Origin of the sequence: Flavobacterium fluviale (assembly GCF_003312915.1) — a bacterium.
GTDB lineage: Bacteria > Bacteroidota > Bacteroidia > Flavobacteriales > Flavobacteriaceae > Flavobacterium > Flavobacterium fluviale.
The window spans coordinates 1,713,845-1,727,782 of the sequence record NZ_CP030261.1; the positions used below are offsets into that span (position 1 = coordinate 1,713,845).

The window sequence follows — 13,938 nt, forward strand, 5'->3', positions numbered from 1 at the left end:
ATTAAGATTTTAATATATATATACAATGTCATCAAACAAAAAATACTGGAAAAGTGTTGAAGAGCTAGAAAATAGCTCTATTGTTGAGGCGCTTAGAAATAACGAATTTGTTGAAGAAATTCCTACTGATGAGTTTTTGGGTAACGCTGAGGCTTTATCTACATCAGGGACTTCACGTCGTGACTTTTTAAAGTACGTAGGGTTTAGTACTGCAGCTGTTACATTAGCTGCCTGCGAAGGTCCTGTTCACAAGTCTATCCCTTATGTATTACAACCAGAGCAAATCATTCCTGGTGTTGCAGATTATTATGCAACTACAGTATTTGATGGTTTTGATTTTGCTAATCTATTGGTTAAAACTCGTGAGGGTCGTCCAATTAAAATTGAAAACAATACAATTGCAGGAGCTAAATTTGCTGCGAATGCTAGAATTCATGCATCTATTTTAGGCTTGTATGACAGCACTCGTTTGAAAGAGCCAAAAGTAGAAGGTAAAGATTCTAATTGGTCTGCTGCTGATTTAAGAATTAAATCAAGTTTAGCTGATGCAAAAGCTAAAGGTGGTCAAGTTGTATTGTTAACAAATACTTTGGCTAGTCCATCTACAGAAAAATTAATCGCTGAGTTTATTGCTAAAAATCCAAATGCTAAGCATGTGGTATATGATGCAGTTTCTTCATCTGAAGCTTTAGATGCTTTTGAATCTGCTTTTGGTGAAAGAGCTTTAGTTGATTATGATTTTTCAAAATCTTCTTTAATCGTTTCTGTTGGAGCTGATTTCCTTGGAGATTGGCAAGGTGGTGGATATGATTCTGGATATGCTAAAGGACGTATTCCTCAAAACGGAAAAATGTCTCGTCACTTCCAGTTCGAATCAAATATGACATTATCTGGAGCTGCTGCTGATAAGCGTGTTCCAATGACTATAGCTGCTCAAAAGCAAGCTCTAGTTCAAATTTATAATATTATTGCAGGTGCTTCTGTTCCTGTAGCTTTAGATGAAAAAGTTAAAGCTGAAGTAGTAAAAGCTGCTCAGCAACTTAAAGCTGCTGGTTCAAAAGGAGTTTTAGTATCTGGAATTGAAGATAAAAATGCTCAATTATTAGTTTTAGCTATCAATCAAGTGTTGGCTAGTGAGGCTTTTACTACTGCAGGGACGAGACAAATTAGAAAAGGATCTAATGCTGTTGTTTCTCAGTTAATTAAAGATTTGAATGCAGGAAGTGTTCATACTTTAATTATGAGTGGAGTAAATCCTGTTTACACATTAGCTGATTCTGCTGCTTTTGTTTCTGGATTGAAAAAAGTTAAAACATCTGTTTCTTTTTCATTAAAAGAAGATGAAACTGCATCGATTGTTACTGTTGCTGCTCCAGCTCCTCATTATTTAGAGTCTTGGGGTGATGTTGAATTAACAAAAGGAACTTATAGTTTAACACAGCCAACTATTCGTCCTATCTTTAATACAAAACAATTTCAAGATGTTTTATTATCATTGAATGGTACTGCTGGTACTTTTTATGATTATTTAAAAGCTAATTCTGCTGTATTTACTGCAGGATCTTCTTGGAGTAAAGTATTACATGATGGAGTTTATGTGGTTGGTTCTACTGCTTTAGCAGGTGGTTCTATAGATGCTGCAACTGCTGCAAATGCTGTTTCTAGATCTAAATCAGCTGGAGAATACGAGTTAGTTTTATATACAAAAACTGGTCTAGGAGATGGACAACATGCAAACAATCCTTGGTTGCAAGAGTTTCCAGATCCAATCACGAGAGTATCTTGGGATAATTATATTACAGTTTCAAATGCTGATGCTAAGAAGATCGGTTTATCTAATGAAATCGTTGCGAATGGTGGTTTAAATGGTAGTTATGCTACTATTACTACTGCAGACGGAGTGAAGTTGGATAACGTTCCGGTTATCGTTCAGCCAGGTCAAGCAGTTGGAACTATTGGTTTAGCTTTAGGTTATGGGCGTAAAGCTTCTCTAAAAGAAGAAATGCAGGTAGGTTTAAATGCTTACGCTTTATATAAAGGATTTAATGGTGTTCAATCTGTTTCTATCGCTAAAGCTGGAGGAGAACATGAGTTTGCTTGTGTTCAAGGTCAGAAAACATTGATGGGTAGAGGAGATATCATTAAAGAAACTACTTTAGAAGTATTTAATAGTAAAGATGCGGAACATTGGAATGAAAAACCAATGGTATCTTTAGATCACCAAGAAGTTGAAGCTACAACTGTAGATTTATGGGAATCATTTGATCGTTCAACTGGTCACCACTTCAATCTTTCAATCGACTTAAATGCTTGTACAGGATGTGGAGCATGTGTTATTGCTTGTCACGCTGAGAACAACGTTCCGGTTGTGGGTAAAGCTGAAGTTAGAAGAAGCCGTGATATGCACTGGTTGCGTATCGATAGATATTATTCTTCTGAAAGTACTTTTGAAGGTGATAATGAAAGAAAAGAAGGAATCGCTGGTCTATCTAGTTCATTATCTACATTTAATGAAATGGAAAAACCTGGAGATAACCCTCAGGTAGCATTCCAGCCAGTAATGTGTCAGCACTGTAATCACGCACCTTGTGAGACAGTTTGTCCAGTTGCTGCTACATCTCATGGTCGTCAAGGTCAAAACCATATGGCTTACAACAGATGTGTTGGTACTCGTTATTGTGCAAACAACTGTCCTTATAAAGTACGTCGTTTCAACTGGTTCTTATATAACAAGAACAGTGAATTCGATTATCATATGAATGACGATTTAGGTCGTATGGTGTTAAATCCAGATGTAAACGTTCGTTCTCGTGGTGTTATGGAAAAATGTTCTTTCTGTATCCAAAGTACTCAAGCTGTAATTCTTCAAGCAAAACGTGAAGGTAGAGTAGTAGCAAAAGATGAGTTTAACAATGCTGTTGCTTGTTCTGCTGCTTGTTCTTCTGGAGCTATGATCTTTGGAGACGTAAATGATAAAGAAAGTGAAGTTGCTAAACTTGCTGAAAGCGAAAGAGCATATCACTTATTAGAGCATGTGGGGACAAAACCAAATGTTTTCTATCATGTTAAAGTTAGAAATACTTAGAAAAATTATTAATTAAGAAACAATATAAAGGATTATGTCGTCTCATTACGAAGCACCCATTAGAAAACCTTTAGTTATAGGTGATAAATCATATCACGATGTAACTGTAGATGTGGCAGCGCCTGTAGAAGGACCTGCAAATAAACAATGGTGGATTGTATTTACAATCGCATTAGTAGCCTTCCTTTGGGGGTTAGGTTGTATAATTTACACCGTATCTACCGGTATCGGAACATGGGGATTAAATAAAACAGTTGGTTGGGCTTGGGATATCACAAACTTCGTTTGGTGGGTAGGTATTGGTCACGCCGGAACATTAATTTCTGCGGTATTATTACTTTTCCGTCAACGTTGGAGAATGGCTATTAACCGTTCTGCAGAAGCGATGACTATCTTCTCAGTAGTCCAAGCAGGTCTTTTTCCAATTATTCACATGGGGCGTCCATGGTTAGCATACTGGGTTTTACCAATTCCAAATCAATTTGGATCTCTATGGGTAAACTTTAACTCACCATTACTTTGGGACGTATTTGCGATTTCAACTTATCTTTCAGTATCGTTAGTTTTCTGGTGGACTGGATTATTACCTGACTTTGCAATGCTTCGTGATAGAGCTATAACTCCATTTAACAAAAGAGTTTATTCTATCTTAAGTTTTGGATGGAGCGGTAGAGCAAAAGACTGGCAGCGTTTTGAAGAAGTATCTTTGGTATTAGCTGGTTTAGCTACTCCTCTTGTACTTTCTGTACACACGATTGTATCTATGGACTTTGCTACTTCTGTGATTCCTGGATGGCATACAACAATTTTCCCTCCTTACTTCGTTGCAGGAGCGGTATTCTCAGGATTCGCGATGGTAAATACCTTGTTGATCGTTATGAGAAAGGTTTCTAATCTTGAAGCATACATTACACTACAACATATTGAATTAATGAACATCATTATCATGATCACAGGATCTATTGTTGGTGTGGCTTACATTACTGAGTTATTTGTAGCTTGGTATTCAGGTGTAGAGTATGAGCAGTATGCTTTCTTAAACAGAGCAACAGGACCTTACTGGTGGGCTTACTGGTCGATGATGACTTGTAATGTATTCTCTCCTCAGTTCATGTGGTTTAAAAAATTAAGAACTAGTATCATGTTCTCATTCATTATTTCCATTGTAGTAAATATCGGAATGTGGTTCGAAAGATTCGTAATTATTGTTACTTCTTTACATAGAGATTACCTTCCATCTTCTTGGACAATGTTCTCACCAACATTTGTTGATATTGGAATTTTCATTGGAACAATTGGTTTCTTCTTCGTATTGTTTTTATTGTACTCAAGAACTTTCCCTGTAATTGCTCAGGCAGAGGTTAAAACAATTTTGAAAGGAACTGGAGATAATTACATTAGAGAAAGAGCAAATAGTAAAGATTCACATCATGAGTAATAAAGTAATATACGCCATTTATAATGACGATGACGTTTTGATGAGTGCAGTAAAGAAAACTAGAGCTGCACATCATCATATTGAAGAGGTTTTTACTCCATTCCCAGTTCACGGTTTGGATAAAGCCATGGGATTAGCGCCAACTAGATTAGCAATATGTGCTTTCTTATATGGATGTGTTGGTATCTCTGTTGCTACAACAATGATGAGTTATATAATGATTCATGACTGGCCACAAGATATTGGTGGTAAGCCAAGTTTTAGTTTCATTCAAAATATGCCATCTTTTGTGCCAATTATGTTTGAGATGACTGTATTTTTTGCAGCCCACTTAATGGTAATCACTTTTTACATGAGAAGTAGATTATGGCCTTTTAAAGAAGCGGAGAATCCAGATGTTAGAACAACAGATGACCATTTCTTAATGGAAGTTGCTGTAAATAATAACGAAGCTGAATTGGTTTCTTTCTTTGAAGGAACTGGAGCTGTGGAAGTTAAAGTAATAGAAAAGAATTAATTGTAGCTATGAAAAGGATATATAAAATAACACTTTTAGTTGGTATAACTATTTTAGTTTCATCTTGCCACAATAATTCGGCACCGAACTATCAGTATTTCCCAAATATGTATGAGTCTGTAGCCTATGAGCCATATACAGAAGCAAAAATATTTAAGGGAGGAAAAGAAGGACAGCTTCCTGTTGCAGGAACTATTAATAGAGGTTTTGAGCCTTATGAATATGAAAATTCAACTGCTGGTTATGAATTAGCAAAAGCTAATTTAAAATCTCCTTTGGATTCTATTGAAAGAAATTCTGGAAAAGGTAAAGAGCTTTTCGAGATTTACTGTATCAGCTGCCATGGCGCTACTGGTAATGGTAAAGGTAAATTGGTTGAGAGAGAAAAATTTCTTGGAGTACCTAGCTATAAAGACAGAGAAATCACTGAAGGAAGTATCTTTCATGTTGAGACTTATGGTTTAAATGCAATGGGTTCACATGCAAATCAATTAAGTGCTCACGAACGTTGGTTAGTTGCTGACTATGTTCTGAAACTAAAAAGCCAATTATAATTGTTGAACAAACTGATCGTAATAGATATGTATACATTTTCAAGTAAATTAAAAACTTTTTCTATCATCTTAATGGCCGTAGGTTTATTAGGAATTGGGTATGGTTTTTTAAGTGCGCCAAAAGATATTCAAGAAGTTGAAAAAATACTAGCTGCAGATGAACATGGTTCTCATGGTGCTGCACATGAAGAAAAAGCGGAGGCATCTCATAAAGAAGAAGGTCATCATGCTGCTGCTGAAGCTGCACATGACTCTCATAAAGGTGCTGAGCACGCTGAAGTTTCTGGGGCTAATGAGCACGAGAAACATTTAGAGCACGTATTGCACCAATTACAAAACAAACCTTGGTCTGCAGTATATGTAGCTTGTATTTTCTTTTTGCTGCTTTCAATGGGAGTTTTAGCTTTTTACGCTATTCAGCAAGTTGCTCAGGCAGGCTGGTCTCCAGTTTTATTTAGAGTAATGCAAGGTATAACGGCTTATTTACCAGCTGGTTCAATCATCTTTTTTATTATTTTAGTATTATGTGGACTGCAATTTAACCATATTTTTGTATGGTTAGGTGAAGGTGTAACAGATCCTAAAAGTCCAAATTATGATGCTATAATTGCAGGTAAATCAGGTTATTTAAACTTTCCTTTCTGGATTGCAAGAGCTTTTATCTTTTTATTAGGATGGAATATTTACCGTCATTTTTCTAGAAAAAACTGTTTAGCACAAGATGAAGCAAATGACGATCTTTACTACAAAAAGAATTTCAAAGCTTCTGCAGGATTTTTAGTATTCTTTATCGTTTCTGAATCTATTATGTCTTGGGATTGGATTATGTCTTTTGATCCACACTGGTTTAGTACTTTATTTGGATGGTATGTATTTGCTTCTTTCTTTGTAAGTGGTATTACTACTATTGCTTTAGTAACAATATATTTAAAATCAAAAGGATACTTAGAGTATGTAAATACGAGCCATATTCATGATTTAGCTAAATTTATGTTTGGTATTAGTGTTTTCTGGACTTATTTATGGTTCTCTCAGTTCATGTTGATTTGGTATGCTAACATTCCAGAAGAGGTAACTTATTTTGTAACAAGAATTCAATTATATAACCTTCCTTTCTTTGGAGCGGTTGTTATGAACTTTGTTTTCCCATTATTAATATTAATTAATACTGACTTTAAACGTCTTAACTGGGTTGTTGTAATGGCTGGTGTTGTAATATTATTAGGTCACTATGTTGATTTCTTTAATATGATTATGCCTGGTACAGTAGGAGACAAATGGTTTATCGGAGTTCCTGAAATTGCATCAATTCTTTTCTTCTTAGGTCTATTTATATTTGTTGTATTTACTGCATTAACTAAATCTCCTTTGCTTGCAAAAAGAAATCCTTTCATTGAAGAAAGTAAACATTTTCATTATTAATATTTAAAGAAGTAAACAGATGACAAGTTTGTTGGTAATTATAGTTTTAGTTTTATTAGCAGTTGCATTATGGCAATTGACCAAGATATTTGATCTTACTCAAGTAGGAGTATCTTCGGACGATTCTCAAGTTGCATCAGATAATGATAATAACATTCAGGGATATATTTTGTTTGGCTTTTTAGCTTTCATTTATATATTTACGATTTATGGTTTACTAAAATGGGGTAATCTAGCACTTCATACTCCTGCATCAGAGCATGGACTTTTAGTAGATAATTTAATGAATATTACTTGGGTATTAATTTTTACTGTTCAAGTTATAACTCAAGGTTTATTATATTGGTTTTCTTTCAAATACAAAGGAAATAAAGATAAAAAAGCATTGTTTTTTGCTGATAGTAATAAATTAGAGGCAATTTGGAGTATCATTCCTTCTGTTGTTTTAGCATGTTTAATTCTTTACGGATTGTACGCTTGGAATAACATTATGTTTGTTGATAAAGACGAGGATGTTATTGAAATCGAGCTATATGCTCAACAATTTAAATGGACTGCAAGATACGCAGGTGCTGATAATACTTTAGGAAAAGCTAACGTGAGATTAATTGAAGGTGTAAATACTTTAGGAGTAGATATGTCTGATAAAAATTCTCAAGACGATATTGTAGTTTCTGAATTGCATATTCCAAAAGGGAAAAAAGTACATTTTAAAATGCGTTCTCAAGACGTTTTACACTCAGCTTACTTTCCACACTTTAGAGCACAAATGAACTGTGTTCCTGGTATGGTTACTGAATTTGCTTTCGTTCCAACTTATACTACTGCTGAATACAGAGAGTTACCATTTATGGTTGAAAAAGTTGCGCACATTAACAAACTTAGAGCTGAAAAAAGCGTTGATTTAGTTGCAAAAGGAGGTACAGCTTTAGATCCTTATACATTTGATTATTTATTATTATGTAATAAAATCTGTGGAGCTTCACATTATAACATGCAAATGAAAGTTGTTGTGGATACTCCAGAAGACTACAAAAAATGGTTAAGTGAGAAAACTACTTTAGCTGAAGATATCAAAGCAGCGGCTGCTGCAGAGAAACCAGCTGTTGAAGGAGCTGCACCAACTACAGATACTGCTGCAAAAGTAGTCGATACTGTTAAAGCAGTTGTTGATACTGTTAAAGCAGCTGTAGCTAAAGTTGCGATGAAATAATATTATTAAGAAAATTTAAAGTACACATATATGTCAGCAGAAGCGCACGATCACGATCACGGACACGATCACGAGCACGAACATCATCATAAAGACACGTTCATTACTAAATATATTTTTAGTATTGATCACAAAATGATTGCTAAGCAATACTTGATTACTGGTATTGTTATGGGAGTAATTGGTATTGCAATGTCCCTGCTTTTCAGAATGCAATTGGCTTGGCCAGAAGAGTCTTTTAAGATATTTAATGTTTTATTAGGAGATAAATTTGCACCTGACGGTGTAATGGCAAATGATATTTATTTAGCTTTAGTTACAATTCACGGTACCATAATGGTATTCTTTGTACTGACAGCTGGTTTAAGTGGAACTTTCAGTAATTTACTTATTCCGCTTCAAATCGGTGCAAGAGATATGGCTTCTGGATTCATGAATATGATTTCATATTGGTTATTTTTCGTATCTGCAGTAGTAATGTTATGTTCATTATTTGTTGAAGCTGGACCAGCTTCTGCAGGTTGGACAATCTATCCTCCATTGAGTGCATTGCCACAAGCAATTCCAGGATCTGGAACAGGTATGACATTATGGTTAGTATCGATGGCAATATTTATCGCATCTTCATTGATGGGATCTTTAAATTATATTGTTACAGTTCTTAACTTAAGAACAAAAGGAATGTCTATGACAAGACTTCCACTTACAATTTGGACATTTTTCGTGACAGCTATTATTGGTGTTATTTCTTTCCCAGTATTGTTATCTGCAGCTTTATTATTGATTTTTGATAGAAGTTTTGGTACATCATTCTTCTTATCTGATATCTATATTGCAGGAGAGGTTTTACACTACCAAGGAGGTTCTCCAGTATTGTTTGAGCACTTATTCTGGTTCTTAGGTCACCCTGAGGTTTATATTGTAATCTTACCAGCAATGGGTCTTGTATCTGAAATTATGGCTACGAACTCTCGTAAACCAATCTTTGGATATAGAGCGATGATTATGTCAGTTCTTGCAATTGCATTCTTATCTACTATTGTTTGGGGTCACCATATGTTTATTTCAGGTATGAATCCTTTCTTAGGATCAGTATTTACATTTACAACATTATTGATCGCAATTCCATCTGCTGTAAAAGCGTTCAACTGGATTACAACTTTATGGAAAGGTAATTTACAGTTTAACCCAGCAATGTTATTCTCTATTGGAATGGTTTCAACTTTCATTACTGGAGGTTTAACAGGAATCATTTTAGGAGATAGTACTTTAGATATTAACGTTCACGATACTTACTTCGTAATTGCTCACTTTCACTTAGTAATGGGTATCTCTGCACTTTACGGAATGTTTGCTGGTATTTACCACTGGTTTCCTAAAATGTACGGAAGAATGTTAAATAAAAACTTAGGTTATATTCACTTCTGGGTAACTGCAGTTTGTGCTTATGGAGTTTTCTTCCCAATGCACTTTATTGGATTAGCTGGTTTACCAAGACGTTACTATACAAACACTAACTTCCCATTATTTGATGATTTACAAAATGTGAATGTTTTAATTACAACATTTGCTCTTGTCGGAGGTGCGTTCCAATTAGTATTCTTATACAATTTCTTTAGCAGTATTTTCTACGGTAAGAAAGCAGTTCAAAACCCTTGGAGATCTACAACTTTAGAGTGGACAACTCCAGTAGAACATATCCACGGAAACTGGCCAGGAGAAATTCCTCACGTATACCGTTGGCCGTATGACTACAGTAACCCAAATCATGATGTAGATTTTGTGCCACAAAATGTACCAATGAAAGAAGGTGAAGAAGTTTTACACCACTAAAAATAAAATAAAGAAAGACTGTCAGAAATGACAGTCTTTTTTGTTTAGTTAAATTTTTGAACGTTCAGTTTTTACTATTTTACAAAACTAATTAGTTTCTATATCTTTGTAGGATGAATGAAAATCTTGATCCTACTACTAAAGGATATAACTCAGAAGAATTAGATCTCGAAAAAAGATTGCGTCCCTTGTCATTTGATGATTTTGCAGGACAAGATCAAGTTTTGGAAAATTTGAAAGTATTTGTTGCCGCGGCAAATCAAAGAGGTGAAGCTCTTGATCATGCTTTATTTCATGGACCTCCAGGTTTGGGAAAAACAACACTCGCAAATATTCTTGCCAATGAATTGGAAGTTGGTATTAAAATTACTTCTGGACCTGTTTTAGATAAACCTGGTGATTTAGCTGGTCTATTGACAAATCTAGATGAAAGAGATGTATTGTTTATAGATGAGATTCATCGTCTTAGTCCAGTTGTTGAAGAATATTTATATTCTGCAATGGAAGATTTTAAGATTGATATCATGATTGAATCAGGCCCTAATGCGAGAACTGTTCAGATCAACTTAAATCCTTTTACATTGATTGGGGCTACAACAAGATCAGGTCTGCTGACTGCTCCTATGCGTGCTCGTTTCGGGATTTCTTCACGTTTACAATATTATACTACAGAACTTTTAACGACAATTGTTGAAAGAAGTGCTTCTATACTAAAAATGCCAATTGCTCTTGATGCTGCGATTGAGATAGCTGGCCGAAGCAGGGGAACTCCTCGTATAGCAAATGCCTTATTGAGAAGGGTTCGTGATTTTGCACAAATAAAAGGTAACGGTACGATAGATTTAGAAATAGCTCGTTATGCTTTAAAGGCATTGAACGTAGATGCCCACGGTCTTGATGAAATGGATAATAAGATTTTGCTAACTATCATCAATAAATTTAAAGGTGGACCAGTGGGACTTTCTACTTTAGCAACTGCGGTTAGTGAAAGCAGTGAAACTATAGAGGAAGTTTATGAACCGTTCTTGATTCAAGAAGGATTTATTATGCGTACACCTCGTGGTAGAGAAGTTACGGATAAAGCCTATAAACATTTAGGGAAGATCAACACAAACATTCAAGGCGGATTGTTTTAATTAAAGTAGAGATGTCTATTAGTAAAAGATACAATTATCCGCCAAAACTTTCTATTCTAAGATTTTTTTTGGATGCTGAAGGAGTTCGAAGAAATCCTATACCGTATCATGAAAAATACTTTAATAATTTTGGCGATTCTTTTTCTATAAAAATTGGAAGTTCCCGACATATTATTTTATCAAGAGATAATGAAGTAGCACAATATATATTACAGAAAAATCAAAAAAACTATCATAAGTCTAAATTTCAATCTGTTTATCTTTCAAAGTATTTGGGTAACGGACTTCTGACTGTTGATGGTGATTTTTGGCTGAAACAAAGGAGACTTATTCAGCCTGCTTTTCATAAACAAAAAATGAATCAGCTGGTTGAAAATATGAGATTGACAATTATCTCAGAGTTGGATGGATTAACTGAGAATCAAAAAATTGATCTTTTTCCTGTAATGAGTGAGGTGGCATTTAATGTTGTAGCGAAATCATTATTTAATTTTTCTATACCTGAAGAAAAATTAAATCGTATAAAATATATTATTGAAGAAGTTCAAAATTTTTTAATTAAAGAAATAAGACTTCCTCATAAGGCATGGTGGTTTTCTATTACTGGCCAAGTGAAAAAACATCTTGAATTGGCCGAAGAAAATAACAAAATAATTCAAGAAATCATTGAAGAGAGAGTTAATTCAAAAAGCGAGATCAATGACTTGCTTAATATGCTTCTTGAAACCAGATATGAAGATACCGGTGAAGGAATGTCTGTTAAGCAATTAATAGATGAAATAAAAATCCTTTTTATTGCAGGACATGAAACTACTGCAAATGCATTGACTTTTACGCTGCATTTACTCGGCAATTCTCCTGATGTACAAGAAAAAGTATTTGAAGAAATTACTAAAATAGAATTGGAAACTTATGATGTTGTAGAGCAGCTTCAAAAAATGACGTATACAAACGCAGTTTTAAATGAGTCTATGCGATTATATCCACCTGCTTGGATAACAGATAGACAGAACGTTGAAGATGATACTTTAGCTGGATTTAATATAAAAAAAGGTACTTTAATTGGTGTTTCTTTTTATGAATTACATCGAAATCCCAAATATTGGGAAAATCCAAATGTTTTTAATCCAGATCGTTTTTTAGGAGAACAAAAAAAGCAGTCTATGCAATATTTCTATCCTTTTGGCGCTGGACCACGAATGTGTATTGGTGCTGGTTTTGCCATTTACGAAATGTGTCTTGCTATTTCTTATATAGTTAAAAAATACAAAATTATTTCTGCTGGGAATGCTGTGAATTTTAATCCGTTAATTACATTAAAACCTGTTGGAATAGAAGTTACTTTTTCTAAAAGATAATGATTAATTCTAAAGAGAAATATTCGAATTTTATAAAAGCCGAAGCTAAAAGACTCGGCTTTCTTTCTTGTGGAATATCGAAAGCGGGATTTTTAGAACAGGAAGCACCGAGACTTGAAAAGTGGTTAAATAATAATCATAACGGTCAAATGGCGTATATGGAAAACCATTTTGATAAACGTTTAGATCCTACCTTATTAGTTGATGATGGTAAAAGTGTAGTATCACTTTTATTGAACTACTATCCAGAATCATCACAGAATGATGAGAGTTTTAAGATTTCGAAATATGCCTACGGTCAGGATTATCATTTTGTAATTAAAGATAAATTAAAAGAGTTTCTTCACTCTATTCAAGAAAACATTGGAGAAGTTTCCGGACGCGCTTTTGTTGATTCGGCGCCTGTTTTAGATAAAGCGTGGGCAGCTAAAAGCGGCTTAGGATGGATTGGAAAAAACAGTAATTTGATTACTCAAAGAGTGGGGTCTTTTTACTTTATAGCTGAATTAATTATTGATTTAGAGCTCGAATATGACCATGCAGTAACAGATCATTGCGGCTCGTGTACAGCCTGTATCGATGCTTGTCCGACTCAGGCAATTGTTGCACCTTATGTTGTAGATGGGAGCAAATGCATTTCTTATTACACCATCGAATTAAAAGAGAATATTCCTTATGATATGAAAGGAAAATTTGATGAGTGGATGTTTGGCTGCGATACCTGCCAAGATGTTTGTCCGTGGAATAGATTTTCTAAACCTCACTCAGAACCCTTATTTAACCCAAATCCAGATTTACTTTCTTTTACTAAAAAAGACTGGATTGAAATAACGGAAGAAACGTTTAAACTTGTTTTTAAAAATTCCCCTATTAAAAGAACCAAATTTGATGGTCTTAAACGTAATATCAAGTTTTTACAATAAATATTAAATTTATTTTATTTTTTATAATTACCTGTAAATTAGTTCTTTAATTAATAGTTTCCTCTTTTGTTCTCCTTTCCATCCTACAAGAAATTTATTTATTTGTCAATAATTTCTGTAAGAAAATGCGTTTGTCATAATTCTTTAAGATAATTTAACTTCTATATTATCAAATCTTTACGATTTTGTATCCAAAAGTTGTTTGAACAATTGTTAAATATTGTTGTTTGACGACTTTACTTGCATTTTGTCGACAAATGTCGTTTCGATGTGTTCCTTATATATACTTTCGTCCCTCCAAAACTACATTATAAACTAAAAACGCAATTTTTGTATTGAGCCTATCATGACTATGGTCCAAACGCTACATTATTTATTTAGAAGTCTTTATGTGACTTTTTTTGCATTTGCAAAATCCACTTTTTTCTTTTTTTCGTATTTCACCTATACACTAAAAAC

The 13,938-nt window shown here is 34.3% G+C and carries 10 protein-coding genes; all 10 read left to right on the forward strand.

Annotated features, from left to right (window positions below; all coding sequences use genetic code 11):
- Window positions 1–25: 25 nt before the first annotated feature.
- The 10 genes from HYN86_RS07655 (at window position 26) to queG (ending at window position 13,479) form a co-directional block, all read left to right on the forward strand.
- The gene (locus tag HYN86_RS07655; RefSeq protein ID WP_113677509.1) at window positions 26–3,085 is read left to right on the forward strand and encodes a TAT-variant-translocated molybdopterin oxidoreductase; all 3,060 of its coding nucleotides are present in this window, start codon (window positions 26–28) and stop codon (window positions 3,083–3,085) included.
- 34 nt (window positions 3,086–3,119) lie between these two features.
- Complete coding sequence (gene nrfD / locus HYN86_RS07660) at window positions 3,120–4,523, forward strand: NrfD/PsrC family molybdoenzyme membrane anchor subunit (RefSeq protein ID WP_109191792.1); 1,404 nt, start codon at window positions 3,120–3,122, stop codon at window positions 4,521–4,523.
- The gene (locus tag HYN86_RS07665) at window positions 4,516–5,040 is read left to right on the forward strand and encodes a DUF3341 domain-containing protein (RefSeq protein WP_113677510.1); all 525 of its coding nucleotides are present in this window, start codon (window positions 4,516–4,518) and stop codon (window positions 5,038–5,040) included. The genes nrfD and HYN86_RS07665 overlap by 8 nt, the downstream gene beginning before the upstream one ends.
- Before the next feature lie 8 nt (window positions 5,041–5,048).
- Window positions 5,049–5,594 carry a c-type cytochrome gene (locus tag HYN86_RS07670; protein WP_057117453.1) on the forward strand — a complete coding sequence of 182 codons (546 nt, stop codon included), beginning with the start codon at window positions 5,049–5,051 and terminating at the stop codon, window positions 5,592–5,594.
- 27 nt (window positions 5,595–5,621) lie between these two features.
- Window positions 5,622–7,016, forward strand: a complete 1,395-nt coding sequence (locus HYN86_RS07675) for a quinol:cytochrome C oxidoreductase (RefSeq protein WP_113679879.1) — start codon at window positions 5,622–5,624, stop codon at window positions 7,014–7,016.
- Window positions 7,017–7,035: 19 nt separating this feature from the next.
- The gene (locus HYN86_RS07680) at window positions 7,036–8,229 is read left to right on the forward strand and encodes a cytochrome c oxidase subunit II (protein WP_113677511.1); all 1,194 of its coding nucleotides are present in this window, start codon (window positions 7,036–7,038) and stop codon (window positions 8,227–8,229) included.
- Window positions 8,230–8,259: 30 nt separating this feature from the next.
- The gene (locus HYN86_RS07685) at window positions 8,260–10,062 is read left to right on the forward strand and encodes a cytochrome c oxidase subunit I (protein ID WP_113677512.1); all 1,803 of its coding nucleotides are present in this window, start codon (window positions 8,260–8,262) and stop codon (window positions 10,060–10,062) included.
- Window positions 10,063–10,175: 113 nt separating this feature from the next.
- On the forward strand, window positions 10,176–11,198 hold the full coding sequence (ruvB, locus tag HYN86_RS07690; protein WP_113677513.1) for a Holliday junction branch migration DNA helicase RuvB: 1,023 nt from the start codon (window positions 10,176–10,178) through the stop codon (window positions 11,196–11,198).
- Window positions 11,199–11,209: 11 nt separating this feature from the next.
- Window positions 11,210–12,556, forward strand: coding sequence for a cytochrome P450 (locus tag HYN86_RS07695; RefSeq protein ID WP_113677514.1), 1,347 nt, complete (start codon window positions 11,210–11,212; stop codon window positions 12,554–12,556).
- Window positions 12,556–13,479, forward strand: a complete 924-nt coding sequence (queG, locus tag HYN86_RS07700) for a tRNA epoxyqueuosine(34) reductase QueG (RefSeq protein WP_113677515.1) — start codon at window positions 12,556–12,558, stop codon at window positions 13,477–13,479. Before HYN86_RS07695 ends, queG begins: the two co-directional genes overlap by 1 nt.
- The last annotated feature ends 459 nt before the right edge of the window (window positions 13,480–13,938 follow it).

Bases quoted from the DNA above. Each gene is read 5' to 3' on its own strand.
- ruvB (WP_113677513.1), top strand. From the start codon at position 10,176: ATGAATGAAAATCTTGATCCTACTACTAAAGGATATAACTCAGAAGAA.
- nrfD (WP_109191792.1), top strand. From the start codon at position 3,120: ATGTCGTCTCATTACGAAGCACCCATTAGAAAACCTTTAGTTATAGGT.
- HYN86_RS07695 (WP_113677514.1), top strand. From the start codon at position 11,210: ATGTCTATTAGTAAAAGATACAATTATCCGCCAAAACTTTCTATTCTA.
- HYN86_RS07665 (WP_113677510.1), top strand. From the start codon at position 4,516: ATGAGTAATAAAGTAATATACGCCATTTATAATGACGATGACGTTTTG.
- HYN86_RS07680 (WP_113677511.1), top strand. From the start codon at position 7,036: ATGACAAGTTTGTTGGTAATTATAGTTTTAGTTTTATTAGCAGTTGCA.
- HYN86_RS07675 (WP_113679879.1), top strand. From the start codon at position 5,622: ATGTATACATTTTCAAGTAAATTAAAAACTTTTTCTATCATCTTAATG.
- queG (WP_113677515.1), top strand. From the start codon at position 12,556: ATGATTAATTCTAAAGAGAAATATTCGAATTTTATAAAAGCCGAAGCT.
- HYN86_RS07685 (WP_113677512.1), top strand. From the start codon at position 8,260: ATGTCAGCAGAAGCGCACGATCACGATCACGGACACGATCACGAGCAC.
- HYN86_RS07670 (WP_057117453.1), top strand. From the start codon at position 5,049: ATGAAAAGGATATATAAAATAACACTTTTAGTTGGTATAACTATTTTA.
- HYN86_RS07655 (WP_113677509.1), top strand. From the start codon at position 26: ATGTCATCAAACAAAAAATACTGGAAAAGTGTTGAAGAGCTAGAAAAT.